Source organism: Paucibacter sp. XJ19-41, from assembly GCF_028462495.1.
Classification (GTDB): Bacteria; Pseudomonadota; Gammaproteobacteria; order Burkholderiales; family Burkholderiaceae_C; genus Roseateles_E.
The window spans coordinates 1-25,665 of the sequence record NZ_JAQOWX010000033.1 but is presented as its reverse complement, the minus strand read 5'-3'; the positions used below and the strand labels follow the sequence as shown (position 1 = coordinate 25,665).

The window sequence follows — 25,665 nt, the reverse complement described above, 5'->3', positions numbered from 1 at the left end:
CGATTGTGCAGGAGGCGGCGGTGCGGCCGCCCTGGGGCATGTCCCGGCGACAATGCGCACCTTGCCTGCAGCTCTTGCGAAAGTCCCGCCTTGATCATCCGTCAGCTCTTCACCCCGACCGACAACAGCCGCCTGTCCCATCTGTGCGGCATGCTGGACGAGCATCTGCGCCAGATCGAGGCCGCCTTGGGCGTGAAGATCACGCGCCGCAACGAGCAGTTCCGCATCGAGGGCCCGAAGGCCGCAGCCCAGCGCAGCCAGCAATTGCTGATCGCCTTGTACGAGCGGGCCCGGCGCGCGATTCCTGCCGAGACCTTGCAGCTGGCGCTGGCCGAGGCCGTCGCCGACCTGGGGCCGGCGGTGAAGGGCAAGCCGGCAGTGGTCGCCACGCCCGCCGCCGACGCCATCGTGCTGCGCACCCGCCGCGCCGACCTGGCCGGCCGCACGCCGCGCCAGCATGAGTATCTGCGTCACATCCTGGCGCATGACATCACCTTCGGCCTGGGCCCGGCCGGCACCGGCAAGACCTTTCTGGCGGTGGCTTGTGCGATCGATGCGCTGGAGCGCTCGACGGTGCAGCGCATCATCCTGACCCGCCCGGCGGTCGAGGCCGGCGAACGCCTGGGCTTTCTGCCCGGCGACCTGACGCAGAAGGTCGACCCCTATCTGCGCCCGCTCTACGATGCGCTCTATGACCTGATGGGTTTTGATCGGGTCAGCAAGGCCTTCGAGAAAGGTCAGCTGGAGATCGCGCCGCTGGCCTTTATGCGCGGGCGCACCTTGAACCATGCCTTTGTGATCCTCGACGAGGCGCAGAACACCACGCCCGAGCAGATGAAGATGTTCCTGACCCGTATCGGCTTCGGCAGCAAATGCGTGGTCACCGGCGACACCAGCCAGATCGATCTGCCCAAGGGCATCAACAGCGGGCTGGTCGATGCCGAGCGCGTGCTGGCCAAGGTCAAGGGCATTGCGATGACGCGCTTCACCTCGCAAGATATCGTGCGCCACCCGCTGGTGGCACGCATCGTCGAGGCCTACGAGAAAGCCAAGTCATGAGCCGCCCCGAACTGAGCTTGTCGCTGCAATTCGCCGACCCGCGCCACAAGGCCCTGCTGCCGCGCCACAAGGTGGCGCGCTGGATACGCGCGGCGCTGGAGTTGCCGGGCGAGATCGCGGTGCGCATCGTCGATGCCGAGGAGGGTCGCCAGCTCAACAAGGACTTCCGCAGCAAGGACTACGCGACCAATGTGCTGACCTTCGACTACAGCCACGAGCCGGTGGTCGGGGCCGATCTGGTGATCTGTGCCGAGGTGGTCGAGCGCGAGGCGCAGGAGATGGGGCTGGACCTGGTCGCCCACTATGCCCACATGCTGGTGCATGGCACGCTGCATGCGCAGGGCTACGACCATGAAGAGGACGACGAGGCCGAGTGCATGGAGGCGCGCGAGAGCGAGATCATGATCGCGCTCGGCTTTGCCGATCCCTATCTGAAGGCCTGAGCGCTAGCGCTGGGTGCCCAGATAGCGCTTGCGCCAGAAGAAGGCGCCCAGCGCCAGGGCCAGCGCCAGCATCAGTCCCAAGGCGATCCACACGCCCTTGGCGTTGTGGATCAGCGGCAGCGCATCGAAGTTCATGCCGAAGATGCCGGTGATCAGGTTCAGCGGCAGAAAGATCGCGGTCAGCACGGTCAGCGTGCGCATGATGGCGTTGGTGCGGTGGCTCAGCGCCGAGAAATGCATCTGCACCGCCGATTCCGATGAAGACTCCAGCCGCCGCACATGGCTGAGCACCCGCTCCACATGCTCCAGCACATCGCGCGAGCGCACCCGCAGCAGCTCGCGCTCGCGCTGGCCCTGCGGTTCGGCCGGCATCGGCCAGTCCTCCAGCGCGTCCAGCCATTCCTGGATCGCGCTGCGCTGGTCCTCGCAAGTGTCTTCCAGCAGATGCAGGCTGTTGCGCGCATCGAGCAGCAGCTGCCAGTCGCTGAAGCGGCTGCGCGGGTCCATCAAGGCCTGCTGCAGGCCCACCAGCTGCCGGGTCAGCTGGCGGCGCAGCTCCAGATAGCTGTCCACCATATGGTTGACCATGCGCAGCATCAGATCGCTGGTGTTGCTGGGCAGGCGGGCCGAGCCGCGGAAGTCCGAGGCTTGCGTGAGCTGGCCCATGCGTGCGGCGAAATACTCGCGCACTGCGCAGTCGTCGGGATGGATGCTGATCAGCACGCGGTCGAACAGCGCAAAGCCGACCGGGCTGGTGTCTATGCTCAGCAGCGCGGGCGGCGAGGCCTCGCCCGCCTTGCCGGCCGCCGCCAGACGACGGAACACCAGCAGGTCGTACCAGGAGGTGTAGTCGTAGTGCGAGGGCAGCTGGCTGTTCAGCAGGTCGGAGACATGCAGATCGACCAGCGGGCCGCAGCCCCAGCCCTGCAGATGCTGCTGCAGGCCGCCGATCCGCTCCGGCAATTCCTGGCGTGCGCAGCCCACCCAGAGAAAGCCTTCCGGCGGCAGGTCCGCCGGCAGCATCTGCAGCTCGATGAACTGCTCGCCATGGATGTGGAAGACCCGCATCAACCCTTCTTCAACAGCCGGGCGGCTTCCAGCGCGAAATAGCTCAGCACGCCATCGGCGCCGGCGCGCTTGAAGGCCAGCAGCGATTCCATCATCACCGCATCATGATCGAGCCAGCCATTGGCGGCGGCGGCCTTCAGCATCGCGTACTCGCCGCTGACCTGGTAGGCAAAGGTCGGCACGCGGAACTCGTCCTTCACCCGCCGCACGATGTCCAGATATGGCATGCCGGGCTTGACCATCACCATATCGGCGCCCTCGGCCAGGTCCAGCGCCACCTCGCGCAAGGCCTCGTCGCTATTGCCCGGATCCATCTGGTAGGTCTTCTTGTCTGCCTTGCCCAGATTGGCGGCCGAGCCGACCGCATCGCGGAAGGGGCCGTAGAAGGCGCTGGCGTACTTGGCGCTGTAGGCCATGATGCGCGTATGGATCGCGCCGCTCGATTCGAGGGCGGCTCGAATCGCTCCGATCCTGCCGTCCATCATGTCGCTGGGTGCGACGATGTCCACACCGGCCTGGGCCTGGACCAGGGCCTGCCGGGCCAGGATCTCGACCGTGCGGTCATTGATGATATAGCCCTGCTCGTCCAGCACGCCGTCCTGGCCGTGGCTCGTGTATGGGTCCAGCGCCACATCGGTCAGCACCCCCAGCTGCGGGAAATTTTCTTTCAGTGCACGCACGACGCGCGGCACCAGGCCGTCGGGGTTGGTGGCCTCCTGGCCATCGGGCGTCTTCAGCGAGGCGTCGATGACCGGAAACAGGGCCAGCACCGGAATGCCCAGTGCGACGCATTCCTCCGCCACGCCCAGCAGCCGGTCCAGGCTCAAGCGCGCAACGCCGGGCATCGAGGCGACCGGCTCGATCCTGTCGACGCCCTCGTGCACGAACACCGGCAGTATCAGGTCGCTGGTCCGCAAGTGGTGCTCGCGCACCAGCTCACGGGTGAAGGCATCGCGGCGCAGGCGGCGCGGGCGGCTGGCCGGAAAAGGGGCGGGAATCTGGGCGCGGGACGACAAGGGCAGGCTCCGAGAATGAGGGGGTGAGGGCCGCCAGCGTGCCAATCTGCTCACTCTACGCAACATCCCGTAGAGACGCGATTGCGACGGCTCTGTTAAAATCGCCAACGGATGATAGCCGCAAGGTGGTCGTCCCCTGCTTTTCCTCCCTGAGCAGGAGCCTTGACGTGATGACAGCGAAAAGGCTTTCCAACCCCGGCTCTTCAGCCGGGGTTTTTTGTGCCTGCGGTTTTTGCTTGCAACTCTGCCATCCGCGCCAGCGGGGCCTCCGGACCCGGGCCGTATGATGGCCCGATGCTCTGGATCAAAGCCTTTCACATCGTCTTCGTGGCCGCCTGGTTTGCCGGCCTGTTCTATATGCCCAGGCTGTTCGTCAACCTGGCCATGGTGCCCGCCGACAGCCACGCCGAGCGCGAACGCCTGCTGCTGATGGGACACAAGCTCTACAAGTTCATGAGCCTGCTGATGATTCCGGCCCTGGCCCTGGGCCTGGTGCTATGGCTTTACTACGGCATCGGCCGCGGCCCCGGCAATGGCTGGATGCATGCCAAGCTGAGCCTGGTGCTCCTGGCCGTCGGCTACCACCATGTCTGCCGCGCTCAGCTGCGCCGCTTCGAGCAAATGGCCAACAAGCGCAGCCATCGCTGGTTACGCGTCTTCAACGAGGTCTCGGTCCTGATCTTTGCCGCCATCGTGATCCTGGTGGTGGTCAAGCCCTTCTGATGATGGCGCGCTGGCTGCCGCAGCCGCTGCCGCGCCGCCGCAGTTCGGCCACGCTGCTGGCCCTGGCCTATGCAGGGTTGGTGGTCTATGCCAGCCTCTACCCGTTCTGGCCCTGGACCCTGCCGCCGACGGTCGATGCTTGGGGGCTGATCGGTCTGCCCTGGCCCAAGTACTGGGGCGGCTTCGATGTGCACGCCAATCTGCTCGGCTATATGCCGCTGGGCCTGCTGATGTTTGCCGCGGCCGTGCGCAGCGGGCTGCGGCTGCGTCGCTGCCTGCTGCTGGGCCTGCTGCTGCCGCCGCTGCTGTCCTTCGGCATGGAGAGCCTGCAGTACTTCCTGCCGCGGCGGGTGCCTTCCCTGGTCGACTGGCTGCTCAATAGCGCGGGCGCGGCGGCCGGTCTGCTGCTCGGCCTGGTGCTTCATCTTGCCGGCGGCCTGACCCGCTGGCAGGGCCGGCGCGAGCACTGGTTTGTGCCGCACAGCGCCGGTGCGCTGGCCTTGCTGGCGCTGTGGCCGGTGGCCCTGCTGTTTCCGGCGCCGGTGCCTCTGGGTCTGGGTCAGGTCTTGCCCCGGTTGCAGGAACTCGCCGCCAGCCTGCTGGAAGGCACGCCCTGGGCGCTGCAATGGGAGGAACTGGCCGAGCCGGCGCTGCAGCGGGCGCTGCCGCCGGGACTGGAGGGCATCACGATTGCTTTGGGCTTGCTGGCGCCCTGCCTGCTGGCCCTGTCGGTGGCGCTGCCCGGCTGGCAACGCCTGGCCCTGGTGTTCGGCGCGGCCGCGCTGGGTGTGCTCAGCACGGCCTTGTCGACCGCGCTGAATTTCGGCCCCCAGCATGCCTGGGCCTGGCTGACCCTGAGCACCTGGCCGGGGCTGGCACTGGGCCTGGGGCTGGCCTGCATCCTCTGCGCGTTCTCGCGCCGTGCCTGCGCGGCCTGGGGTCTGGTGGTGACCAGCGCGCTGATCGCGATGGTCAGCGAGGCGCCCACCGATCCCTACCTGGCGCAAAGCCTGCAAGCCTGGGAGCAGGGCCGCTTCATCAGCTTCTACGGCCTGGCGCAATGGGTCGGCTGGCTCTGGCCATTCGGCGTGTTGGCCTGGCTGCTGGCGCTGCTGGCGCGGCGCGAGACCCAGGGATAAACCCGCACTGCCTACAATCGCGGCCATGAGCTATTTCCAGCGCCACATCTTCTTCTGCCTGAACCAGCGCGACAGCGGCGACAACGCCTGCGCCCAGCATGGTGCGCAGGCCGGCTTCGATCACTGCAAGTCCAGGGTCAAGTCCCTGGGCCTGGCCGGCCCCGGCGGCGTGCGCGTCAACAAGGCCGGCTGCTTGGACCGCTGCTCCGGCGGCCCGGTGGCCGTGGTCTATCCGGACGCGGTCTGGTACAGCTATGTCGATGCCAGCGATATCGACGAGATCGTCGAGCAGCATCTGCAGCAGGGCCGGGTGGTCGAGCGTCTGGTGCTGCCTGACAACGTCGGGCGCTGAAGCAATGAATTCGCGAACCGAGAAGCTGCTGATCGCCGGCCCGGCTGGCGAGATCGAGTGCGCGGTGGATCTGCCGGCCGAGAGTCAGGTCTTGCGCGGCGTCGCGGTGATCTGCCATCCGAACCCGACGCAGGGCGGCACGATGGACAACAAGGTCGTGCAGACGCTGGCGCGTGCCTTTGTGCAGATGGGCTACCGCGCTGTGCGCTTCAACTTCCGTGGTATCGGCCGCTCGGCCGGTGCCTGGGACGAGGGGCGCGGCGAGGTTGACGATGCGCTGGCCGTGATCGCTCACGCCCGCGACGCAGCGCTGCCGCTTGCGCTGGCCGGCTTTTCCTTCGGCGGCTTCGTCGCCTCGCAGGCGGCGCGCCGCCTGGAGGTCGCCGCCGAGCGCCTGTGTCTGGTCGGCCCGGCCACCAGCCGCTTCGACACCGCGCCGGTGCCGGCCGACACCCTGGTGATCCATGGCGAGGCCGACGATGTCGTGCCGCTGGCCGCCGTGCTGGACTGGGCGCGGCCGCAGGCGCTGCCGGTCACCGTCGTGCCCGGCGTCGGCCATTTCTTCCATGGGCAGCTGCCGCTGCTCAAGGACATTGTTCTGCGCGGCTGGCACCCTGCCTGATCCGCCCCTTTCCCTGAGACCCTGTTCCGATGAAGCGATTGATTGCCTTCGTGCTGGCCGCCGCCAGCGCCCTCAACACCTTGGCCCAGGCGCCGCAGCCGCCCGAGATTGCCGCGCGCAATTTCATCCTGTTCGACGTCACGGCCAACAAGGTGCTGGCCGAGCGCGAAGCCGACCAGCCGCAAGACCCAGCCTCGCTGACCAAGCTGATGACGGCCTATATCGTGTTCAGCGCGCTGAAGGAAAAACGCCTGACGCTGGAGCAGACGCTGACGGTGTCCCAGCGTGCCTGGGACGAGCGCAAGGGCGATCCCTCGTTGATGTTTATCGACACGACGATGACGCCCAAGGTCGACGAGCTGCTGCGCGGCATGATCATTCAGTCGGGCAATGACGCCTCGGTGGCGCTGGCCGAGGGCGTGGGGGGCACGGTCGAGCAGTTCGTCGCGATGATGAACCGCCAGGCCCAGGCCTGGGGCCTGAAGAACACCCAGTTCAAGAACGTCACCGGCATGACCGAGCCGGGCCACAAGAGCAGCGCGCGCGATCTGTCAGTGATCGCCGCCAGCCTGATCCGCGACTTCCCCGAGTACTACGGCTACTACTCGCAGCGCGAGTACACCTATAACAAGATCCGCCAGCCCAACCGCAATCTGCTGCTGGGCCGCGACCCCAGCGTCGACGGCCTGAAGACCGGCTACACCGAGGCGGCCGGCTATTGCCTGGTCACCAGCGCCCAGCGCGAGTTCCCGAACGGCAAGCGCCGCCTGATCAGTGTCGTGATGGGCACGGCCTCGATGCAGGCCCGCGCCAGCGAAAGCCAGAAGCTGCTGAACTGGGGCTACTCGGCCTATGACGCAGTGCGCTTGTTCGACAAGGATCAGGCCGTCTCCACCGTGCCGGTGTGGAAGGGCGCCGTGCCCGAGGCCAAGCTGGGCGCGGCGGGAGCGGTTTTCATTGCAGTGCCGCGCGGCGAGGGCGGCAAGCTGCAGACCAAGGTCGAGCGCACCGACCCGCTGGTCGCGCCGCTGGCCAAGGGCCAGCGCGTCGGCACACTGAAGGTGATGACGGCCGCCGGCACGCCGGTGGCCGAGGTGCCGCTGGTGGTGCAGCAGGAGGTGCCGCTGGCCGGCATCTTCGGCCGGGCCTGGGACGCGATCCGGCTCTGGATCAAGTGATTCGGGCGTAAGCTCTTGATGGGTCCGAGGAGAACTCCATGCACGCACTGCCCGATGTCCGCTGTTATCTGAATGGTGAGTACACGCCGCTGGCCGAGGCCAAGATCTCGGTGATGGATCGCGGCTTCATCTTCGGCGATGGCGTCTACGAGATGGTGCCGGTCTATGGCCGGCGCCTGTTCCGCTTCGACTCGCATATGGACCGGCTGGACCGCAGCCTCTCCAAGCTGCGCATCGAGAACCCGCTGACCCGCGCCGAATGGCTGGCGGTGGGACGGCAGCTGATCGCCTCGGTCGATGCCGACGATCAGTGGCTGTATCTGCAGATTACCCGCGGTGTCGCGCCGCGCAACCATGTGATGCCCAAGGACATCGCGCCCACCGCTTTCTCCTACAGTGCGCCGGCCAAGTTGGTGTCGGCCGAGGAGCGCCATCACGGCGTGGCCTGCCTGTCGGCCCGCGACTTCCGCTGGGAGCGCGGCGACATCAAGAGCACCTCGCTGCTGGGCAATGTGCTGGCGCGCCAGATCTCGGCCGACCAGGGTGCGCTGGAGACCATCATGTTCCGCGATGGACACCTGACCGAGGCCTCGTCCTCGAATGTCTGGATCGTCAAGGAAGGCGCACTCCTGGGCGTGCCCAAGAGCGAGCAGGTGCTGGAGGGCATCCGCGTCGAACTGCTGCGCGAGCTCTGCGAGGACTGCGGCATCGGCTACAACCTGCGCCCGATCTCGGAAGCCGAGGTCTTCGCCGCCGACGAGATCATCCTCAGCTCGGCCACCAAGGAAGTGCTGCCCGTGACGACGCTGGACCATGAGCCGGTCGGCCATGGCGCGCTGCGCGGCAAGCCCGGACCGGTCTATGCCCGCCTGTACGAGGCCTACCAGCGCGCCAAGCCATTGCAATCGATCTGAGAAGAGCAGCCATCATGAGTTTCACCCCGCCCGACATCCCGCCCGAGCAGTCGCTGATCGAATACCCCTCGCGCTTTCCGATCAAGGTGATGGGAGCCCATGTCGAGGGCTTTGTCGAGGCCATCGTGATGGTGGCGAAGAACTTCGACCCCGAGTTCGATGCCGCCACCGTCGAGCAGCGGCCCAGCAAGGGCGGCAACTATCTGGGACTGACGATCACCGTCACCGCGACCAGCCGCGAGCAGCTCGATGAGCTGTATCGGACCTTGACTACGCATCCGATGGTGAAGGTGGTTCTCTAGGCGGCTGGCTTCGCTGCCAGGCGCTGATCGAGCTCCTTGAGCTTGGCCGGCGCGGCCTCGTCGCCATTGCGCGCGGCGATGTCGTACCAGTAGCGCGCCAGCCGCAGATCGGCGCTCACCCCCAAGCCCTTCTCGTACATCGACGCGATCAGGTACTGCGCGCCGACATCGCCACCCTTGGCCGCCTCGCGATACCAGTGCGCGGCCTGGGCCATGTTCTTGGCCAAGCCACGACCCAGGTAATAGGCGGTGGCCAGCTGCACCTGGCCGTCCACGCTGCCCGAGGCCGCCGCCAACCCGTACCAGTGCGCGGCGGCGCGCAGGTCGGCCTTGCCTTGCAGCCCCTGCTCATGCCATTGACCCAGCGCCAGCTGAGCCCGCACCAGGCGCTGTGACGCCGCGCGTTCCAGCAGGCGTTTGGCCTCGGGCAGGTCGGGCTGGGGCAGCTCGCTGCGGATATGCATCATCGCCAGGTTGTAGTCGCCCAGCGGCAGGCCCTGGCGCGACAGCTCGGCAAAGCCCTTGGCCGCCGTCTCCAGCTCGCCGCGCTCGTAGGCGGCCAGGGCCTGGTCCAGCGTGTTCGCGTGAACCGGCCCGATCAGGGCCAGCACCAGGACAGCAATGAGTCGCATGAGTGAATCTCCAGGGCTGGATGCATCAACCCTAACTCAACTGCAGTCGCCTGACTGCAGCCAGGCCTTACGGCCCGGCGCTACCATCCCTCCATGCTTGTGAAAACACTGGGCCGGGTGGACTACGAGAGCACCCTGCAGGCGATGCGCGACTTCACCGAGGCGCGCGGCCCCGACACCGAGGACGAGCTGTGGCTGTGTGAGCACGCGCCCACTTATACGCAAGGCCTGGCCGGCAAGGCCGACCATCTGCTGAACCCCGGCGGCATTCCGGTCGTGCAGACGAATCGCGGCGGCCAGGTCACCTATCACGGCCCCGGCCAGGTGGTGGCCTATCCGCTGGTGGACCTGAAGCGCCTGGGCATCTTCGTCAAGGAGTATGTGTTCCGCCTCGAAGCTGCGCTGATCCAGACCCTGGACAGCTTTGGCGTCACCGGCCACCGAGTCGGCGGCGCGCCGGGCATCTATGTGCGGCTCGACGATCCCGGCGCCCATGGCGCGCTGACCGGCCCGGCCGACCCGCTGGATCCCTTCAAGGGTCTGGGCAAGATCGCGGCGCTGGGGCTGAAGGTCAGCCGGCACTGCACCTACCACGGTGCCGCGCTCAATGTGGCGATGGATCTGCGGCCCTTCCTGGGCATCAATCCCTGCGGCTATGTGGGGCTCGAAACGGTCGACCTCGCTAGAATCGGGGTTTCTACGGACTGGCCCACGGTGGCCCAGCGCTTCGGCGAGCGGCTTGCCGCCCAGTTGTCGCGCTGATAACAAGAGCGAAGAAGGCCATGGCAACCGAGAACGTGATTCACCAGGCGCAGGACGCCGCCGACTACGACGCCACCGCGAAGCAAAAGGCCCAGGCCAAGACCGCGCGCATCCCGATCAAGATCGTGCCGGTCGGCGAAATGCTGAAGAAGCCCGACTGGATCCGCGTCAAGGCCGGCTCGCCCAGCACCCGCTTCTACGAGATCAAGCAGATCCTGCGCGAGCACAAGCTGCACACGGTCTGCGAGGAAGCCTCCTGCCCGAATATCGGCGAATGCTTCGGCAAGGGCACGGCCACCTTCATGATCATGGGCGACAAGTGCACGCGTCGCTGCCCCTTCTGCGATGTCGGCCACGGCCGCCCGGATCCGCTCGATGTCGACGAGCCGCTGAACCTGGCCAAGACCATTGCCGCGCTGAAGCTGAAGTATGTGGTGATCACCAGCGTGGACCGTGACGATCTGCGCGACGGCGGTGCCGGCCACTTTGCCGAGTGCATCACCAAGGTCCGCGAGCTGAGCCCGACGACCCAGATCGAGGTGCTGGTGCCCGACTTCCGTGGCCGCGCCGACCGTGCGCTGGACATCCTGAAGGCCGCACCGCCGGACGTGATGAACCACAACCTGGAAACCGCGCCGCGCCTGTACAAGGAAGCGCGCCCCGGCTCGGACTACCAGTTCAGCCTTGATCTGCTGAAGCGTTTCAAGGAAGCCGTGCCTGGCGTGCCGACCAAGAGCGGCATCATGGTCGGTCTGGGCGAGACCGATGAAGAGATCCTGCAGGTGATGCGGGATATGCGCGCCCACAACATCGACATGCTGACCGTCGGGCAATACCTGGCCCCCTCGGGCCACCACCTGCCGGTGCGCCGCTATGTGCACCCCGACACCTTCAAGTTGATCGAGGAAGAAGCCTACAAGATGGGCTTCAGCCATGCGGCGGTCGGCGCGATGGTGCGTTCCAGCTACCACGCCGACCAGCAGGCCCATGCGGCCGGGGTTTCAGCTGCTTAAGGCATAAGTCCAGGCGCGCCGCAGCACGGTCGGCGCGCGGGTCTCCTCCGGGATCAGCAGCAGGCGGGCCTCGCGCAAGCGCGCACCGAGCTTGGCCCGGCTGCTGAACACCGTGATCGGCACGGCCAGCAGCAGCGGCAGCGCCATCGGTGCGATCCACAGCAAGGTGCTCGGCTGCAGCGCGGCCAGCAGCGCGCACAAGCCCAGCACGGCGGTGCCGGGCAGCGCAAAGCTCGCGGCGGCCTCGCGCCAGCTGACGTCGCTGGCCTCGCGCGGGGGCGATTTCCATTCCAGCTTCAGGCCCGCGAATTTTTCAACAAGGGCGCCGATCACGAAGACGGTGTGTGCGGCCATGCGCAGCGGTGCCTGCAGCACCGACATGCCGGCCTCGACCAGCGTGCTGCCCAACAGCGCCGCCGTGCCACCGAACTGCGACTGCTCGCCCTTCAGCAACACCGCCAGCACGCCCAACACGCGCGGCAGCACCAGCATCGCGATCGTGCCGGTCCACAGACCCAGCACGCCGATGCCGAAGCCGCCCGGCGGCACAAAGCTGTCATTGCCACCATTCATCCACAGCACCGCGCCCAGGCCCACATAGAGCAGCCACAACGGCGCCGAGGCATAGGCCATCGCGCCGGTCAGCAGCATCGCGCGGTGCACGGGGTGCAGGCCGGGCTCCCTGATCAGGCGCGCATTCTGCAGATTGCCGCCGCACCAGCGGCGGTCGCGTTGCAGCTCGGCCAGCAGATGGGGCGGCTGCTGCTCATAACTGCCCTGCAGATCGTGTACCAGCCAGACGTGATAGCCGGCGCGGCGCATCAGCGCGGCCTCGACGAAGTCGTGCGACATCACCGGCTGACCGTTCAGCGGCGCGAGGCCGCAATGCTTCATGAAAGGCTCGACGCGGATGATGGCGTTGTGGCCCCAGTAGTGCGCCTCGCCGAGCTGCCAGTACTGCATGCCGGCGGTGAACAAGCGGCCGGTCACGCGGCCGGCGAACTGCTGGGCGCGGGCGTGCAAGGTGTCATGGCCGCAGGCCTGCGGGGCGGCCTGCATGATGCCGGCGCTCGGGTGGGCCTCCATCAGGCGCACCAGGCTCAGGAGGCAGTCGCCGCTCATCACGCTGTCGGCGTCCAGCACCACCATATAGCGATACAGGCGGCCCCAGCGGCGGCAGAAGTCGGCTACATTGCCGGCCTTCTTTTTGCTGCGGCGGGCGCGCCAGCGGTAGTGGATGCGGCCCTGGCCGGCGAAGCGCTCGCGCAACTGGGCCCAGGCCCGCTGCTCCTCGGCGCGCACGGCCGGGTCACTGCTGTCGGACAGCAGGAAGACGTCGAACAAGCGCAGGGCACCGGAAGCCGCCAGCGATTCGCAGGTGGCACGCAAGCCGGCGACCACGGTGGCAACGTTCTCGTTGCAGATCGGCATGATCAGCGCGGTCTTGGCATCGGCCGAGATCGGTTGCAGGCCGGTGCCTTGGCGCGACATCGCATGCGGGTCGCCGTGCAGCGTCACCCAGAAGCCCATCACGGCGGTGACGCAGCCGGCGCTGACCCAGGCGAACAGCAGCGCGAACAGACCCATATGCAGCCAGTGCCAGCCGGACTCGGCCAGCGCCGGTTGCGAACGGGCCAGCACGCTGGTGGCCAGCGCGGTGGCCACCAGCGTGCTGAACATCAGCGCGCGGCGGCGCCGCTGTGCGGCTTTTTCCCAGGGTGCGGCCTCGATCACGGGCGCAGCGGTGGCGGGCTGGGGCTGGCCCCAGGGGCGGGGAGCCATCGAGCCGCGCAGCATGGGCGGGGCGGTCTGGCTCAGCGGCAGCGCTCGGCTGCTCATCAGCGGGGGGGAAGGATGGTGCTCCATGTTTCCGTCAGTACGTTGTCATCGTGTTGCAGAAAGCCGCGCAGCTCGGTGGCTTGCGTGGGGCGGAGTTGCTGGACACGCACGGTCATGCGCCAGGCGCCGGTGACCGGGTTGCGGTAGGCATTGCTCTCGGTGATGCGGCCGTTGGCATCGCTGCTGAGCACGGCCTTCACGGTGGCGTCGGGCGGCAGCTTGGCCAGCGACGGGCCCTGGAAATCGACGATGAACTGCTGCTCGTTGGCGGCCAGCTCGGCGAAGCCGCGGCCGGCCCGGCTCTGCGTCGCCCAGGCGCCGGGCGGGCGCTGCTGGGCCTCGCCCTGCATATGCAGGCGGTAGCTGAAGTCCAGCGCCTGGCCGGGGGCCGGCGTCTTCTCGGGCACCCAGTAGGCGACCACGTTGTCATTGGTCTCGTCCGGCGTGTGCAGCAGCATCAGCTCGACGCGGCCCGGTCCCCAGTCGCCGACCGGTTCGACCCAGGCGCTGGGGCGCTGCTCGTAGCGGGCCTCGGTGTCCTCGTAGTTGCTGAAGGCGCGGTCGCGCTGCATCAGGCCGAAGCCACGCAGACCCTTCATCGCAAACGAGGTGGTCAGCGTGCCAGCCGGGTTGATCAGCGGGCGCCAGATCCATTCGCCTTCGGCCGTGGCCACCATCAAGCCGTCGGAGTCGTGCACCTCGGGGCGGAAGTCGGTCCGGTGCGGCTGGTTCTCGCCAAACATATACATGCTGGTCAGCGGCGCCAGCGCCAGGGTCGCAACCGGGCCGCGCAGGAACAGGCGGCTGCGCACGTCCATCACGGTGTTGCCGCCGGGACGTATCGTGAACTGGTAGGCGCCGCTGGCGCGTGGCGAGTCGAGCAGGGCGTAGACCGTCAGCGACTTGGCATCGGCCTTGGGACGCTCGATCCAGAACTCGGTGAAGCGCGGGAACTCCTCGCCCTTGCCACCGACCGTGTCGATGGCCAGGCCGCGTGCCGACAGGCCGTAGTGCTGGCCGGCGCCGAGCGCGCGCAGATAGCTGGCGCCCAGGAAGACGACCAGTTCGTCCTTGTACTGCGGATTGTTCAGCGCGTAATGGGCGCGAAAGCCGGCAAAGCCCAGATCGCTAAAGCCTTGGTAGGAGAGCTTGTTCTTGCCGTAGTCGAAGTCCTCGCGCTTGAAGCTGACCGGGCGCGCGCCCTGGGGCGTGACTTCGTTGATGCGCACCGGCTGCGTCTGGAACTTGCCCAGATGGAAGAAGGCCAGCTCGAAGGGCAGCTTCTCGCCGCGCCACAGCGCGCGCTCGGGTTTGAAACGGATATCGCGGAGCTGGTCGTAGCTGAGAGTCTTCAGCTCGCTGGGCAGTGTGTCGGCCGGTGCCTGGTAGGGCTTGCCGGCCTGCTGCTTCGCTTGGGCCGCGACGTCCTCGAAGTCGAAAGCCTGGACCGAACCCAGGGCCAGCAGGGCCGACAGGCCCAGTGCGTGGCGTAGGGAAAAGGAAATCTGCATACGGGTCTCTTTGCAAGACCCGTACCAAGGAAAAACCCCTTTTAAATCAACAGCTTAAATTTGCTTGCCCGAAACTGGGCGGCCGATGTGTCGCCGGGCAGCGACAAGACCCGGGGTCTATTCGCCAAGTGATTGATTCACAAGGGAAAAGCGCTGTCGCTATTCAGCGACCGGGCCATCCGTGCGGAACAGGCCCGGCGTCAGCCCATGCTTTTGCAGCAGGCGGTAGAACTCGGTGCGGTTGCGGTCGGCCAGGCGGGCGGCATCGGCCACATTGCCGTCGGTCAGCTTCAGCAGGCCGACCAGGTACTCGTGCTCGAAGCGCTGGCGCGCCTGGGCATAGTTCAGCACTTCCATGCTGGGCACGCGCAAGGCCCGCTGTACCAGCGACAGCGGGATCAGCGGCGTGGTGGCCAGCGCGCTGACCTGTTCGACGACGTTGTGCAGCTGGCGCACATTGCCGGGCCAGGCGGCGGTGCTGAGCGCCTTCAGCGCCTCGGGCGCGAAGCCGTTCAGACGCTTGTCGTATTTGTCGGCCAGCTTGCTCAGGAAGTGCTGGGCCAGCAGCGGAATGTCCTCGCGCCGCTCGGCCAGGGTCGGCAGCGCCAGCGTGACGACATTGAGCCGGTAGTACAGGTCCTCGCGGAACAGGCCCTCGGCCATCGCCGCGTCCAGGTCGCGGTGCGTGGCCGACAGGATGCGCACATCGACCGGGATGGCCTCGCTGGCGCCGACCGGCCGCACCAGCCGCTCCTGCAGCACGCGCAGGAGCTTGACCTGCAGCGGCAGCGGCATGTCGCCGATCTCGTCGAGGAAGAGCGTGCCGCCATGGGCCGCCTGGAACAGGCCGCGGTGATTCGCCACCGCGCCGGTGAAGGCGCCCTTGACGTGGCCGAACAGCTCGGATTCCAGCAGCGGCTCGGGGATCGCGCCGCAGTTGACCGCGACAAAGGGCCGGCCCTCGCGCGGGCTGGCATTGTGGATGGCGCGGGCCAGCAACTCCTTGCCGCTGCCGCTCTCGCCGCGTATCAGGATGCTGGCCTGCGAGGCGGCCACCAGCTTGGCTTCGGCCAGCAGCTCGGCCATCACATTGGAGCGGCTGACGATGGGGGCGCGCCAGGCGGCGCTGTCCTGCTCGGGCGCGTCGACCTCGGGCGCGGCCAGCGCCAGCGCCTGGGCGATGGTGTCCAGCAGCGCTTTGCCGTCGAAGGGCTTGGTCAGATAGGTGTAGACGCCGCGCGCGGTGGCCTCGACCGCGTCGGGGATGGTGCCGTGGGCCGTCAGCAGTATCACCGGCAGCGCCGGGTGGCGTTCGCGGATCGCGTCGAACAGGGCCAGGCCGTCCTTGCCCGGCAGTTGCACATCGCTGAGCACCAGATGCGGGCGCTGCACCGCAATCTGGGCCAGTGCGGCTTCGGCGCTGCCCACCGGCGTGACCTGGTAGCCGGCGGCGCTCAAGCGCATCGACAGCAGCTTCAAGAGGTCGGCGTCGTCATCGACCAGCAGCAGGCGGGCGCCGTGACTCATGGCTTGGTGGCCGCCGGCCGGGTGTTGAGGCTGCGTTCGATGGCCTTCAGCGCCTCGAGCTTTTCATTGAGCTGGTCGAGCCGGCGCTGGTTGTCGCGCTGGCTGTCGCGGGCCTGCTGGTTGAGCTTGTCGATCTGCTCTTCGAGCCGACGCTGCTCGGCCAGACGGCCCTGCAGCAGCCGCGCCAGCGAAAGCCAGGCCTGGGCCTCCAATGTGGGGTCGCGCTGTACTTGGTCGAGCAGGGCTTGTGCGCGCGCCAGATCGCCATTGCTGCGATGCAGGGTTAAGGCCAGGGCCAACTGGGTCGCGGCGGCCGGTGTCAGCTTGCCGTCATCCCGGGGCGCGACTTCCTGAGCCAGCTCTGCCGGGGTTAGCTTCAGCAGGCGCTCGTGATGGGTCAGCAACTGCCGAGCGGCCGCGTCGGCGGGCAGGACCTCGGGTGTTGGCACCGGTACCTCGATGCGCACTTCGCGGATCTCGGGCTTGGGCTGGGCGCAGGCGCCCAGCAGCAGGCTCACGGCGAGGGCGGACAGTAAGCGGACGTCAGGGACTGGCATGCGGTAGCGTGATTCTGAAATGGGCGCCGGGCTCGGTGGGCAGCAGCGTGATCTGCCCGCCATGGGCGGCAATGTATTCCTGCACGATGGACAGGCCGACCCCGCTGCCACGCAGGGCATCATCGGGCTGGCGCTCGCCGCGGTAGAAGGGCTCAAACACCCGGGCACGGTCGGCGGGCGCCACGCCCGGGCCCTGGTCGGTAATGTCGATGCAGACCTGGCCGGCTTGTTGCGACAAATGGAAACGGATGCCCCGGCCCGGCGGGCTGAAGCGGATCGCATTGGACAGCAGATTGCCCAGGGCCGTGCCCAGCTTGTCCGGGTCCACCTCGGCCTCCAGCGGTCCGCCGTCGATCTCAATGAGCAATTGCCGTGCCTGCCACTGCAGGCGCTGGGCTTCGACCAGGGCCTGGATCAGCGCGCCGAGTTCGGTGCGGCGGCGTTGCAGCCGGCCGGCCTCGAAGGCTGCGGCGTTGAAGCGCAGCAAGGCCTCGATCTGCTGCTGCAAGGTGGCCGTGTTGTCGCGCAGGATGCGGGCGACCTCGCGCTGGTCCGGGCTCAGCGTGCCGGTGACGCCGTCTTCCAGCAGCGACACGCCCTCGCGCAGCGCCGCCAGCGGCGTCTTCAGCTCATGCGAGATATGGCGCAGAAAGCGTGCCTTGTCGGCATCCAGCTCACCCAGGCGCAGGCGCAGCCAATCCAGGCGCTGGCCCAGCGAGCGCAAGTCGCTCGGCCCCTGGATGCTGATGGGTTCGGTGAGCCGGTTCTCGCCGAGGCCGACGATGGCCTGCTCCAGCCGGCGCAGCGGCCGGGTCAGCCAGAAGCCGAAGGCCAGCGAGAGCAGCGCCGCCAGCGCGATCGCCCCCAGCACCTGCTGGCCCAGCCGGACCCGGCCCTGCTCCAGCTGCTCCTGCAGGCTGCGGTTGCGCGCCTCGGTGTGCAGGCGCACCTGCTCGGCGATGGCCACGGTCTGCGCCTCGAGCTCGCGAAACTGCGCCGTCAGATCCTGCTCGCGTTTGCGGCTGCGCCAGGCGGCGTCGAGCTGGCGGCGTATCAGATCGAGCTGGGCCCGCCAGGCCTGGGCCTGTTCGGGAATCAGCCGCTGGCCCTGCAGCTCTTGCAGCACGGCCTCGGCGTCGCTGGCCGCCTCGTTGAAACGCCGGCGCAGCAGCGGATCTTCCAGCACCAGGAACTGTCGCGCGGCCCGCTCCATCGCGACGCTGCGCTCGGCCAGTTGCTGCACGGCGCTGCTCAGCTGCACCGCGCGCTCGGCGGCGCTGCGGCTTTGCACCGTCAGGCGCTCCAAGGTGAACAGGCCGCCCAGCGAGGCGGCGGCCAGCAGGCCGGCGATCAGCAGAAAGCCCAGCAGCAGCAGTTGCCGGAAGGAGGCGCGATACAGGCGGTGGGACATGCGGCGGTGCCGCCCGGCTCAGGCTTCGGCCAGCAGCTGTTCCACCAACTGGTGCAGGGCGGCGAAATCGGGCGCGCCGACATAGCGCTTGACGATCTCGCCGCGCTTGTTGATCAGCAAGGTGGTGGGCGTCAGCTGGACGCGGCCGAACTGCTTGGCGATCTCGCCGGTGTTGTCGATTGCGACGCCGAAGGGCAGTTGGCGGCTCTGCGCGAAATTGGCGACGAAGGCCGGCGGGTCGTAGCTCATCGCGACGGCCAGCGTGTCGAAGCCGCGCGCCTTGAACTTCTGGTGCGTCGCGACGATCTCGGGCATCTCGGCCACGCAGGTGGTGCAGCTGGTGGCCCAGAAGTTCACCAGCATCACCTTGCCTTGCCACTGGCGGGTCTCGACCTTGGCGCCGTCCAGCAGCACATAGCTCAGCGCCGGCGCGGTCTCGCGCTGCAGCAGGCTCTGGTAGGCCAGCAAACCGCCGCCGGCCAGGGCGGCCAGCAGCACGGCAGGAGCGAGGAATCGAGGCAGCTTCATGCGCCGCAGTTTAGTGCAGCGCCGCTGCGGGCGGCGTCAGAGGGTCTTGGACAACTCGAACAGCAGCACCGAGGGCAGCGCGTCGGCCAGGTGCTGGCGCGAGATGCGGGCCATGCCGTCGGCGGTGGCGGTGGAGAGCTGGGTCAGGTGCTCGCCGTCCAGCACCTCGATGAAGCTGAACTGCGGCACCTCGCGCAGCAGCTCGGCACGCAGCTGGTCGAAGGCCGCGCCGCGCAGGCCGCTTTCGAACACCAGGCCATGGGGCAGGCCCTCCAGGCAGAACTGCGCGGCCTCGTCGATGCTGTTGACCAGATCGACGATCAGGCCCATATGCCGTACCGCGTCCTGCAGCTGGGCGCGCAGCTCGCGGCGCGGCGAGACGATCAGCAGATGGCTGCCGGCCAGCGGCTTGGAGTTGAGCGAGGGCTGTTGCGTGTCTGCGCCGCGCTCCGGCTCGACCTGCGGGTCCAGCGCCACGGTGCCGGGCTCGTCGCCGACGGTCTGCGGAAACTCCAGCGTCAGCACCGTGATGCCGCTGGCGTCCTCGCGCAGCGGCAGCACGCCCAGGGTCAGCGCGGTCTGCTCGACCAGGCGCCAGGCCAGCGAGTTCAGCGCCGGCGGCAGCTCGGCACTGCGCTGCTCGTCCAGCAGATCGAGCGAACGATGGGCAAAGCGGCAGACCAGGCGGGCCTTGGCCGGCCAGGGCGTCAGATCGAGTTTCAGGTCGATCGAGGAATGGGTGCTGGCCAGCGCCCAGTCCATCAAGGCATTGAGCAGGGCGAACATCAGCGAGCCGTCGGCCATCACCTCGACCGGCTTGAGCACCTGGCGCACCTGGATACCGCGTGCCTGGGTCTCGCGGCTGCGATGGGCCAGCACGCTGCGCAGCAGCGGGGCCAGTTGCAGGCGCTCGCGCGACAGCCGCAGCCGCCCCGAGGCCAACCGGGCCAGCTGCTGCCCCATCATGCCGGCCTCGCGGGCCTGGGTCACGCTCTCGCGCAGCGAGCGCAGGCCCTGGCGATCGATCTGGCCGGTGGCCACCAGATTGTGGATGCGCTCCAGCGCGGCGCTCAGCGGCCCGGCGATCTCGGCGCCCAGCTGCTGCACGATCTCGGCCCATTGCGCATGGCTGGGCCCCTGCGCCGCGTCGTTGGCGGCGCCCGGAGCGGGCGGGGCGGGCGTGTGGCTGGGCATGAGGGCGGGTGAGGGGCAGGACGGGTACTGCAAAGTCGTGTGGGTTCAGGGCCCGGATGGTGGCCGGGAGCGGTCGCCATGGTCCGGGGGCACCGCGGCAGCGTCCATCCCCCGTCTCGGGGGAAACGCGGATGGCTGGCGCATGTTGGCAGCTATTTGGCGACGATTCGAGAACTTTCTCACGCTGATGGCGCCTGCTTCAGCCCAGAACGCCCGCGCTCCGCAGCGCGGCGATCCGGGCGCCGTCCAGCCCGGCCTCGGCCAGGATGTCCTGGCTGTGCTGGCCCAGCAGCGGCGGCGGCCGGCGGTAGCTGACCGGGGTGGCCNGCGACGATTCGAGAACTTTCTCACGCTGATGGCGCCTGCTTCAGCCCAGAACGCCCGCGCTCCGCAGCGCGGCGATCCGGGCGCCGTCCAGCCCGGCCTCGGCCAGGATGTCCTGGCTGTGCTGGCCCAGCAGCGGCGGCGGCCGGCGGTAGCTGACCGGGGTGGCCGACAAGCGCATCGGGCTGGCCACCAGGCGCAGCTGCTCGCTCAAGGGGTGAGCCATCGCCACCGTCATCTCGCGGGCCTGGGCCTGCGGGTCGGCAAAGGCTTCGGCCAGATTGTTGATCGCGCCGCAAGGCACTTTGGCGGCCTCCAGCGCGGCCAGCCAGCTGTTGCGGGTCCGGGTCTTGATGAGGGCGGCGATCTCGGGCACCAGCAGCTCACGGTTGCGGNGCATCGGGCTGGCCACCAGGCGCAGCTGCTCGCTCAAGGGGTGAGCCATCGCCACCGTCATCTCGCGGGCCTGGGCCTGCGGGTCGGCAAAGGCTTCGGCCAGATTGTTGATCGCGCCGCAAGGCACTTTGGCGGCCTCCAGCGCGGCCAGCCAGCTGTTGCGGGTCCGGGTCTTGATGAGGGCGGCGATCTCGGCGAACTTGGCGAACTGGCTGTCATTGCCGACGGCCAGGATCAGATGGCCATCGGCGGCCTCGAAGACCTGGTAGGGCACGATGTTCTGGTGCGCATTGCCCATGCGGCCGGGCGCCTGGCCGGTGCACAGATAGTTGGAGCCCAGATTGGCCAGCATGGCCAGCTGGGTGTCCAGCAGGGCCATGTCGATGACCTGGCCCTCGCCGGTGGCGTCGCGATGGCGCAGCGCGGCCAGGATGGCCACCGTCGCATACAGGCCGGTGAACAGGTCGGCCACCGCGACGCCCACCTTCTGCGGCCCGCCGCCGGGCAGCTCGTCGCGCTCGCCGGTCACGCTCATCAGCCCGCCCAGGCCCTGCACCGCATAGTCATAGCCGGCGCGGTCCTTGTAGGGGCCGGTCTGGCCGAAGCCGGTGATCGAGCAGAACACCAGGCGCGGGTAGAGGGCGCGCAGGCTGGCCGCGTCCAGGCCGTAGCGGGCCAGGTCGCCGACCTTGAAGTTCTCCACCACCACGTCCACGCTGCCGGCCAGCGCCCGTATCAAGGCCTGACCCTCGGGGTGGGCGATGTCTATCGTGATCGAGCGCTTGTTGCGGTTGGCGCCCAGGTAGTAGGCAGCCTCGCTGCTGTCCTTGCCCTCGCGGTCCTTCAGATAGGGCGGGCCCCAGGCGCGGGTGTCGTCACCGCTGCCGGGGCGTTCGACCTTGATCACGTCGGCGCCCAGATCGGCCAGGGTCTGGGTACACCAGGGCCCGGCCAGCACGCGGGACAGATCGAGCACGCGCACGCCATGGAGCGCGCCCGGGGGGAGTGAGGGGGTGGCTTGCATGCGCACATTGTGCGACAGCACCCCTGGATAATGAGGCGATGAGAATCGCCCCTGCCCTGCTGCTCGCCCTGCTTGCCGTTGTGAGTGCCTGCAGCCCGAGCCTGGACTGGCGCGAGCTGCGGCCGGACGGTGCCGGCGTGCTGGCCCTGTTTCCCTGCAAACCCGAGGTCGAACGGCGCGAGCCGGTCCGCATGGGTCTGGCGGCCTGCAAGGCGGCGGGGCTGAGCTTCTCGCTGACCTGGGCCGAGCTCGATGATCCGGCCCAGGTCACTCCGGCCCTGCAACAGATGCGCGAGTCGCTGGCCGCACGGCTGCAGGCCCGTGCGGCGCCGGCCCAGGCGGTGCAGGTCAGGGGCATGACGCCCAATCCGCAGGCCTTGCAGCAGGGGCTGCAAGCCGAGCAGCAGCAGGCCCGGGTCGCGGTGTTTGCGCGCGGGATGCGGGTCTACCAGGCGGTGATGCTGGGGTCCCGGCCGGATGAGGCGGCCTGGGAGGCCTTTCTGACGGGCTTCAGGCTCGACATCTAGACCCGCCTCGGCCCGCTGCCGGCGAAGCCCTGATAATGGGGCCATGTCCGGCCTCCTGCTGATTGCCCATTCCCCTCTGGCTTCCGCCCTCAAGGCGGTAGCCGAGCACACCTTCCCCAACTGCGCGCCTCAGCTCGCGGTGCTGGATGTGACGCCGGAGATGTCGGTCGAGGCGGTGGAGGCCCAGGCGCGCGCGCTGCTGGCCGCCGCCGGGCATGAGGACTCGCTGGTGCTGACCGATGTGTTCGGCGCCACGCCCTGCAATGCGGCCCAGCGCCTGCTGGATGTGCAGGGCCATGTGCGGGTGATCGCCGGCGTCAATGTGCCGATGCTGTGGCGTTCGCTGTGCTATGCGGCCGAGCCGATCGACGCCTTGGTCGAGCGCGCCAGCGAGGGCGGATCCAAGGGCATTGTGCTGGGCCATGCGCCCGACCCCATCAACGACAAGACAAGCTAGTGCCGATGCTCAAATCGACCCTCACCATCAGCAACAAACTGGGCTTGCATGCCCGCGCCTCGGCCAAGCTGACCAAGCTGGCGGGCGGTTTCCAGTGTGAAGTGTTCATGAGCCGAAACGGGCGCCGGGTCAACGCCAAGAGCATCATGGGGGTCATGATGCTGGCGGCCGGCATGGGGTCCCAGGTCGAGCTGGAGGTCGAAGGCCCCGACGAGCAGGCCGCCCAGGATGCGATCACCGCCCTGGTGAACGACAAGTTCGGCGAAGGGCAGTAAGGCTCGCCGGCTCGTCCCGGATCAGCCGAGGAAATGCCGGCGATAGCGCGCCGGCAGGTCGGCGATGCGCATCATCATCGGCAGGTCGGCGGTGTTGAAGTCCGGATCCCAGGCCGGCGCACCAAGGATGCGGGCGCCGCAACGCAGATAGCCCTTGATCAGCGGCGGCGCCTCGGCCACCGTCTCGCTGCGGTGCAACTCGTCGACCGGTAAGGGCAGACGTGGCCGCACCTGCCACTCGATGCCGGCCAGATGGCTTTGCTCCAGCTGTTTCCACAGCGCTGCGGCGTAGTGGCCGCCATCGCGCATGCTGACGCTGGCGCAGCCTATCATCGTGTCCAGTTCATTGCGCACCATGAACTCTGCCAAAGCGCCCCACAGCGCCATGATGGCCCCGCCGGAACGGTGCTCGGGGTGCACGCAGGAGCGGCCCAGTTCCACCATACGCGAGCGCAGCCCGCGCAAACGCGTCAAGTCGAACTCGGTCTCGCTATAGAGCCCGCCGGCGCGCTTGGCCGCCGCCGGAGTCAGCACCCGGTAGGTGCCGATGACCGGACCGGGGCGGCCGTCGACTTCGACGCTGCGCACCAGCAGGTGTTCGCAGAAGGGGTCAAACATATCGATGTCGTGACCGGCCGGCGCGCCCTTAGGGACGCTCAACCGGGCCCCCATCTCATCGACGAAGACCTGATACCTCAGGCGCTGTGCTTCTCGGACTTCGTCCTCCGTGCGCGCCCAGGCCACGTCCAGGCGAGCCCGTGCAGAAGCTTGAGGCTCCAGTGGAAGTGACCTCCGTTCCGCCGGGGGCGGGCGCAGATCCGAGAAGGGCAGGGTGGGCAGCGGAAGATCCCTCATGGATGGCCTCGTCGTTGGTTGACGAGCCCCATGCTCGGGCCTGGCGGTGACGCGCCGGTGACGATCGAATGACGAATCCGTGACCCGCTTCCTCGCTGCTACAGTCGACGCATGAGCTTTCAGGTCTTCGGCATTCCTGTCTCACGCGGTGTGGCGATCGGCCGCGCCGTGCTGGTGGCATCCAGCCGCGTCGATGTGGCGCATTACTTCATCGACGCGGCCAGTGTCGAGAGCGAGATTCAGCGCTGCATGCGCGCGCGCGACGAGGTTGCGCAGGAGCTCGAGACGCTCAAGCGCGATCTACCCGACGATGCTCCGCATGAGTTGGCGGCCTTGCTGGACGTGCATTTGATGCTGATGCACGACGAGGCGCTGACCGGTGCCACCAAGCAATGGATCATCGAGAGACACTACAACGCCGAGTGGGCGCTGTCGGCCCAGCTCGAGGTGCTGGCACGCCAGTTCGACGAGATGGAGGACGACTACCTGCGCGAGCGCAAGGCCGATCTGGAGCAGGTGGTCGAGCGCATCCTGGGCGTGCTGGCGCGCCAGCAGGGCAAGGCGGGCGGTGCGGCCAGCGTTGTGCAGCGCGACTTTGCCGGCGAGGACCCGCTGCTGCTGGTGGCGGCCGATATCGCGCCTGCCGACATGATGCAGTTCAAGCGCAGCGTGTTCCACGGCTTCATCACCGACATCGGCGGCAAGACCTCTCACACGGCCATCGTCGCGCGCAGCATGGACATCCCGGCGGTGGTCGGCACACGCGAGGCTTCGCGCCTGATTCGCCAGGACGACTGGGTCATCATCGACGGCGATGCCGGTGCGGTGATCGTCGATCCGTCACCCATCGTGCTGGAAGAGTACCGTTTCCGGCAGCGCCAGAGCGAGCTGGAGCGTGCCCGGCTGGCGCGGCTGCGGCACACGCCGGCCGTGACCCTGGACGGCGAGCGGGTCGAGTTGCAGGCCAATATCGAATTGCCGGCCGATGCGCCGGCAGCCGTCGAAGCGGGCGCCACCGGCGTTGGGCTGTTCCGCAGCGAGTTCCTGTTCATGAACAGAGAGGGCGAACTGCCTGGCGAGGATGAGCAGTTCGAGGCCTACCGTGCGGCGGTCGAGGCGATGCGCGGCATGCCGGTGACGATTCGCACGGTGGACATTGGGGCCGACAAGCCGCTGGACCGGATGTCGGCCAGTGAGCTCCGACATGAGCATGTGCTGAACCCGGCGATGGGTTTGCGGGCGATCCGCTGGAGTTTGGCCGAGCCGAGTATGTTTCGTCAGCAATTGCGCGCCATCTACCGGGCCAGCGCTTACGGCAAGCTGCGCCTGCTGATTCCGATGGTGGCGCACCTGGGCGAGATTCGCCAGGTGCTGGAAGCCGTCAAACGGGTGCAGCAGCAACTGACGGATGCCGGCCAGGCGTTCACGCGAGTCGATATCGGCGTGATGATCGAGATACCGGCCGCTGCCGTCATGCTGCCGCTGCTGCTGCGCCATGTGGACTTTGTATCCATTGGCACCAACGACCTGATCCAGTACACGCTGGCCATCGACCGGGCCGATGAGGCGGTGGCCCATCTCTACGACCCCTGGCACCCGGCGGTGCTGCAGTTGATCTCGACCTCGATTGCGCAGGCGACAGCAGCCGGCAAATCGGTCAGTGTCTGTGGCGAGATGGCGGGCGACGCGGCCTTCACCGATCTGCTGCTGGCGATGGGCTTGCGCAATTTCTCGATGCACCCCTCGCAGATCCCCTCGGTCAAGCAACGCATCCTCAGGGCCGACGCGGCGCGTCTGGCCGCTGCACTACCCGAGGTACTGAGCAGCGAAGATCCGCAGCGCGCCGCGGATCTCGCCTTCTCGGCGAGCAAGCTGTCTCACCTGATGCAGTAGTAGCAAGCCGCCGTTGGTACTCGCTTCACAAGAAATTGCCGCCGAGTACTTGCAAGTCCTAAAAAACCTGTGCTACAGTCGAGGGCTTCGCTGCTAGCAAGTTTGTTCGAGACGAGAGTCTGAA

General features: G+C 67.9%; 27 protein-coding genes. 15 read left to right on the top strand and 12 right to left on the bottom strand.

Annotated elements, in window-relative coordinates; all coding sequences use genetic code 11:
* Positions 1-90: 90 nt before the first annotated feature.
* Both PO768_RS10945 and ybeY read left to right on the top strand, forming a co-directional pair.
* A complete protein-coding gene (locus PO768_RS10945) occupies positions 91-1,059 on the top strand; it encodes a PhoH family protein (RefSeq protein ID WP_272646090.1) in 969 nt (322 codons plus the stop codon).
* Positions 1,056-1,502, top strand: coding sequence for an rRNA maturation RNase YbeY (gene ybeY, locus PO768_RS10940; protein ID WP_262969130.1), 447 nt, complete (start codon positions 1,056-1,058; stop codon positions 1,500-1,502). The genes PO768_RS10945 and ybeY overlap by 4 nt, the downstream gene beginning before the upstream one ends.
* Before the next feature lie 3 nt (positions 1,503-1,505).
* Here ybeY and PO768_RS10935 read toward each other — a convergent pair whose 3' ends face one another.
* Entirely contained in the window at positions 1,506-2,570 is a 1,065-nt protein-coding gene (locus tag PO768_RS10935; protein ID WP_137944147.1) for a magnesium transporter CorA family protein, read from the bottom strand.
* Complete coding sequence (gene hemB, locus PO768_RS10930; protein ID WP_272646089.1) at positions 2,570-3,586, bottom strand: porphobilinogen synthase; 1,017 nt, start codon at positions 3,584-3,586, stop codon at positions 2,570-2,572. Before hemB ends, PO768_RS10935 begins: the two co-directional genes overlap by 1 nt.
* 294 nt (positions 3,587-3,880) lie before the next feature.
* On the opposite strand from hemB, the gene PO768_RS10925 reads away from it, so the two are divergent.
* Genes PO768_RS10925 through PO768_RS10895 form a run of 7 tightly spaced genes read left to right on the top strand, consistent with a single transcriptional unit; the run spans position 3,881 to position 8,816 of the window.
* Positions 3,881-4,309, top strand: a complete 429-nt coding sequence (locus tag PO768_RS10925) for a CopD family protein (RefSeq protein ID WP_272646088.1) — start codon at positions 3,881-3,883, stop codon at positions 4,307-4,309.
* On the top strand, positions 4,309-5,448 hold the full coding sequence (locus PO768_RS10920; protein WP_272646087.1) for a VanZ family protein: 1,140 nt from the start codon (positions 4,309-4,311) through the stop codon (positions 5,446-5,448). The genes PO768_RS10925 and PO768_RS10920 overlap by 1 nt, the downstream gene beginning before the upstream one ends.
* A 25-nt stretch (positions 5,449-5,473) precedes the next feature.
* Positions 5,474-5,800: a (2Fe-2S) ferredoxin domain-containing protein gene (locus PO768_RS10915; protein ID WP_272646086.1), complete on the top strand. Its 327-nt coding sequence runs from the start codon at positions 5,474-5,476 to the stop codon at positions 5,798-5,800.
* Between the two features lie 4 nt (positions 5,801-5,804).
* Entirely contained in the window at positions 5,805-6,422 is a 618-nt protein-coding gene (locus tag PO768_RS10910) for an alpha/beta hydrolase (protein ID WP_272646085.1), read from the top strand.
* 29 nt (positions 6,423-6,451) lie between these two features.
* A complete protein-coding gene (locus PO768_RS10905; protein ID WP_272646084.1) occupies positions 6,452-7,600 on the top strand; it encodes a D-alanyl-D-alanine carboxypeptidase family protein in 1,149 nt (382 codons plus the stop codon).
* A gap of 38 nt (positions 7,601-7,638) precedes the next feature.
* Positions 7,639-8,514 carry a D-amino acid aminotransferase gene (locus PO768_RS10900; RefSeq protein ID WP_272646083.1) on the top strand — a complete coding sequence of 292 codons (876 nt, stop codon included), beginning with the start codon at positions 7,639-7,641 and terminating at the stop codon, positions 8,512-8,514.
* A gap of 14 nt (positions 8,515-8,528) precedes the next feature.
* Positions 8,529-8,816, top strand: a complete 288-nt coding sequence (locus tag PO768_RS10895; RefSeq protein WP_262969136.1) for a DUF493 family protein — start codon at positions 8,529-8,531, stop codon at positions 8,814-8,816.
* On the opposite strand, the gene PO768_RS10890 is transcribed toward PO768_RS10895, so the two are convergent.
* Entirely contained in the window at positions 8,813-9,448 is a 636-nt protein-coding gene (locus tag PO768_RS10890; RefSeq protein ID WP_272646082.1) for a tetratricopeptide repeat protein, read from the bottom strand. The genes PO768_RS10895 and PO768_RS10890 overlap by 4 nt on opposite strands.
* 93 nt (positions 9,449-9,541) lie before the next feature.
* On the opposite strand from PO768_RS10890, the gene lipB reads away from it, so the two are divergent.
* Both lipB and lipA read left to right on the top strand, forming a co-directional pair.
* Entirely contained in the window at positions 9,542-10,210 is a 669-nt protein-coding gene (gene lipB / locus PO768_RS10885; RefSeq protein WP_272646081.1) for a lipoyl(octanoyl) transferase LipB, read from the top strand.
* A gap of 20 nt (positions 10,211-10,230) precedes the next feature.
* Entirely contained in the window at positions 10,231-11,223 is a 993-nt protein-coding gene (lipA, locus tag PO768_RS10880; protein ID WP_272646080.1) for a lipoyl synthase, read from the top strand.
* Here lipA and mdoH read toward each other — a convergent pair.
* From mdoH to PO768_RS10840, 8 genes are all read right to left on the bottom strand, one after another.
* On the bottom strand, positions 11,212-13,062 hold the full coding sequence (gene mdoH / locus PO768_RS10875) for a glucans biosynthesis glucosyltransferase MdoH (protein WP_272646079.1): 1,851 nt from the start codon (positions 13,060-13,062) through the stop codon (positions 11,212-11,214). The two genes, lipA and mdoH, sit on opposite strands and share 12 nt — an antisense overlap.
* The gene (locus PO768_RS10870; RefSeq protein WP_272646078.1) at positions 13,062-14,573 is read right to left on the bottom strand and encodes a glucan biosynthesis protein G; all 1,512 of its coding nucleotides are present in this window, start codon (positions 14,571-14,573) and stop codon (positions 13,062-13,064) included. The genes mdoH and PO768_RS10870 overlap by 1 nt, the downstream gene beginning before the upstream one ends.
* 159 nt (positions 14,574-14,732) lie before the next feature.
* Positions 14,733-16,100 (bottom strand): sigma 54-interacting transcriptional regulator, encoded by a 1,368-nt coding sequence (locus PO768_RS10865; RefSeq protein ID WP_272646077.1) that lies wholly within the window; start codon positions 16,098-16,100, stop codon positions 14,733-14,735.
* Complete coding sequence (locus PO768_RS10860; RefSeq protein ID WP_272646076.1) at positions 16,097-16,618, bottom strand: hypothetical protein; 522 nt, start codon at positions 16,616-16,618, stop codon at positions 16,097-16,099. The genes PO768_RS10865 and PO768_RS10860 overlap by 4 nt, the downstream gene beginning before the upstream one ends.
* A 25-nt stretch (positions 16,619-16,643) precedes the next feature.
* Positions 16,644-18,068, bottom strand: a complete 1,425-nt coding sequence (locus tag PO768_RS10855) for an ATP-binding protein (RefSeq protein WP_272646075.1) — start codon at positions 18,066-18,068, stop codon at positions 16,644-16,646.
* A gap of 18 nt (positions 18,069-18,086) precedes the next feature.
* Complete coding sequence (locus tag PO768_RS10850; RefSeq protein WP_269839078.1) at positions 18,087-18,596, bottom strand: TlpA disulfide reductase family protein; 510 nt, start codon at positions 18,594-18,596, stop codon at positions 18,087-18,089.
* Between the two features lie 36 nt (positions 18,597-18,632).
* Positions 18,633-19,790 carry a hypothetical protein gene (locus tag PO768_RS10845; RefSeq protein ID WP_262969145.1) on the bottom strand — a complete coding sequence of 386 codons (1,158 nt, stop codon included), beginning with the start codon at positions 19,788-19,790 and terminating at the stop codon, positions 18,633-18,635.
* A 367-nt stretch (positions 19,791-20,157) separates the two neighbouring features.
* A complete protein-coding gene (locus PO768_RS10840; RefSeq protein WP_272646074.1) occupies positions 20,158-21,534 on the bottom strand; it encodes a CaiB/BaiF CoA transferase family protein in 1,377 nt (458 codons plus the stop codon).
* A 38-nt stretch (positions 21,535-21,572) separates the two neighbouring features.
* Between PO768_RS10840 and PO768_RS10835 the strand changes: the two genes are divergently transcribed.
* The 3 genes from PO768_RS10835 to PO768_RS10825 are packed head-to-tail and all read left to right on the top strand — an operon-like array spanning position 21,573 to position 22,793.
* On the top strand, positions 21,573-22,061 hold the full coding sequence (locus PO768_RS10835; protein WP_272646073.1) for a hypothetical protein: 489 nt from the start codon (positions 21,573-21,575) through the stop codon (positions 22,059-22,061).
* 43 nt (positions 22,062-22,104) lie between these two features.
* Positions 22,105-22,518, top strand: coding sequence for a PTS sugar transporter subunit IIA (locus PO768_RS10830; protein ID WP_262969148.1), 414 nt, complete (start codon positions 22,105-22,107; stop codon positions 22,516-22,518).
* A 5-nt stretch (positions 22,519-22,523) separates the two neighbouring features.
* Positions 22,524-22,793, top strand: coding sequence for an HPr family phosphocarrier protein (locus tag PO768_RS10825; RefSeq protein WP_266009180.1), 270 nt, complete (start codon positions 22,524-22,526; stop codon positions 22,791-22,793).
* A 21-nt stretch (positions 22,794-22,814) separates the two neighbouring features.
* Here PO768_RS10825 and PO768_RS10820 read toward each other — a convergent pair whose 3' ends face one another.
* A complete protein-coding gene (locus PO768_RS10820) occupies positions 22,815-23,648 on the bottom strand; it encodes a GNAT family N-acetyltransferase (RefSeq protein WP_272646072.1) in 834 nt (277 codons plus the stop codon).
* Between the two features lie 111 nt (positions 23,649-23,759).
* Between PO768_RS10820 and ptsP the strand changes: the two genes are divergently transcribed.
* A complete protein-coding gene (gene ptsP / locus PO768_RS10815) occupies positions 23,760-25,541 on the top strand; it encodes a phosphoenolpyruvate--protein phosphotransferase (protein WP_137944124.1) in 1,782 nt (593 codons plus the stop codon).
* Positions 25,542-25,665: the final 124 nt, after the last annotated feature.

Bases quoted from the DNA above. Each gene is read 5' to 3' on its own strand.
- ybeY (WP_262969130.1), top strand. From the start codon at position 1,056: ATGAGCCGCCCCGAACTGAGCTTGTCGCTGCAATTCGCCGACCCGCGC.
- PO768_RS10935 (WP_137944147.1), bottom strand. From the start codon at position 2,570: ATGCGGGTCTTCCACATCCATGGCGAGCAGTTCATCGAGCTGCAGATG.
- PO768_RS10925 (WP_272646088.1), top strand. From the start codon at position 3,881: ATGCTCTGGATCAAAGCCTTTCACATCGTCTTCGTGGCCGCCTGGTTT.
- PO768_RS10920 (WP_272646087.1), top strand. From the start codon at position 4,309: ATGATGGCGCGCTGGCTGCCGCAGCCGCTGCCGCGCCGCCGCAGTTCG.
- PO768_RS10915 (WP_272646086.1), top strand. From the start codon at position 5,474: ATGAGCTATTTCCAGCGCCACATCTTCTTCTGCCTGAACCAGCGCGAC.
- PO768_RS10910 (WP_272646085.1), top strand. From the start codon at position 5,805: ATGAATTCGCGAACCGAGAAGCTGCTGATCGCCGGCCCGGCTGGCGAG.
- PO768_RS10905 (WP_272646084.1), top strand. From the start codon at position 6,452: ATGAAGCGATTGATTGCCTTCGTGCTGGCCGCCGCCAGCGCCCTCAAC.
- PO768_RS10900 (WP_272646083.1), top strand. From the start codon at position 7,639: ATGCACGCACTGCCCGATGTCCGCTGTTATCTGAATGGTGAGTACACG.
- PO768_RS10895 (WP_262969136.1), top strand. From the start codon at position 8,529: ATGAGTTTCACCCCGCCCGACATCCCGCCCGAGCAGTCGCTGATCGAA.
- PO768_RS10890 (WP_272646082.1), bottom strand. From the start codon at position 9,448: ATGCGACTCATTGCTGTCCTGGTGCTGGCCCTGATCGGGCCGGTTCAC.
- lipB (WP_272646081.1), top strand. From the start codon at position 9,542: ATGCTTGTGAAAACACTGGGCCGGGTGGACTACGAGAGCACCCTGCAG.
- lipA (WP_272646080.1), top strand. From the start codon at position 10,231: ATGGCAACCGAGAACGTGATTCACCAGGCGCAGGACGCCGCCGACTAC.
- mdoH (WP_272646079.1), bottom strand. From the start codon at position 13,062: ATGAGCAGCCGAGCGCTGCCGCTGAGCCAGACCGCCCCGCCCATGCTG.
- PO768_RS10870 (WP_272646078.1), bottom strand. From the start codon at position 14,573: ATGCAGATTTCCTTTTCCCTACGCCACGCACTGGGCCTGTCGGCCCTG.
- PO768_RS10865 (WP_272646077.1), bottom strand. From the start codon at position 16,100: ATGAGTCACGGCGCCCGCCTGCTGCTGGTCGATGACGACGCCGACCTC.
- PO768_RS10855 (WP_272646075.1), bottom strand. From the start codon at position 18,068: ATGTCCCACCGCCTGTATCGCGCCTCCTTCCGGCAACTGCTGCTGCTG.
- PO768_RS10850 (WP_269839078.1), bottom strand. From the start codon at position 18,596: ATGAAGCTGCCTCGATTCCTCGCTCCTGCCGTGCTGCTGGCCGCCCTG.
- PO768_RS10845 (WP_262969145.1), bottom strand. From the start codon at position 19,790: ATGCCCAGCCACACGCCCGCCCCGCCCGCTCCGGGCGCCGCCAACGAC.
- PO768_RS10835 (WP_272646073.1), top strand. From the start codon at position 21,573: ATGAGAATCGCCCCTGCCCTGCTGCTCGCCCTGCTTGCCGTTGTGAGT.
- PO768_RS10830 (WP_262969148.1), top strand. From the start codon at position 22,105: ATGTCCGGCCTCCTGCTGATTGCCCATTCCCCTCTGGCTTCCGCCCTC.
- PO768_RS10825 (WP_266009180.1), top strand. From the start codon at position 22,524: ATGCTCAAATCGACCCTCACCATCAGCAACAAACTGGGCTTGCATGCC.
- PO768_RS10820 (WP_272646072.1), bottom strand. From the start codon at position 23,648: ATGAGGGATCTTCCGCTGCCCACCCTGCCCTTCTCGGATCTGCGCCCG.
- ptsP (WP_137944124.1), top strand. From the start codon at position 23,760: ATGAGCTTTCAGGTCTTCGGCATTCCTGTCTCACGCGGTGTGGCGATC.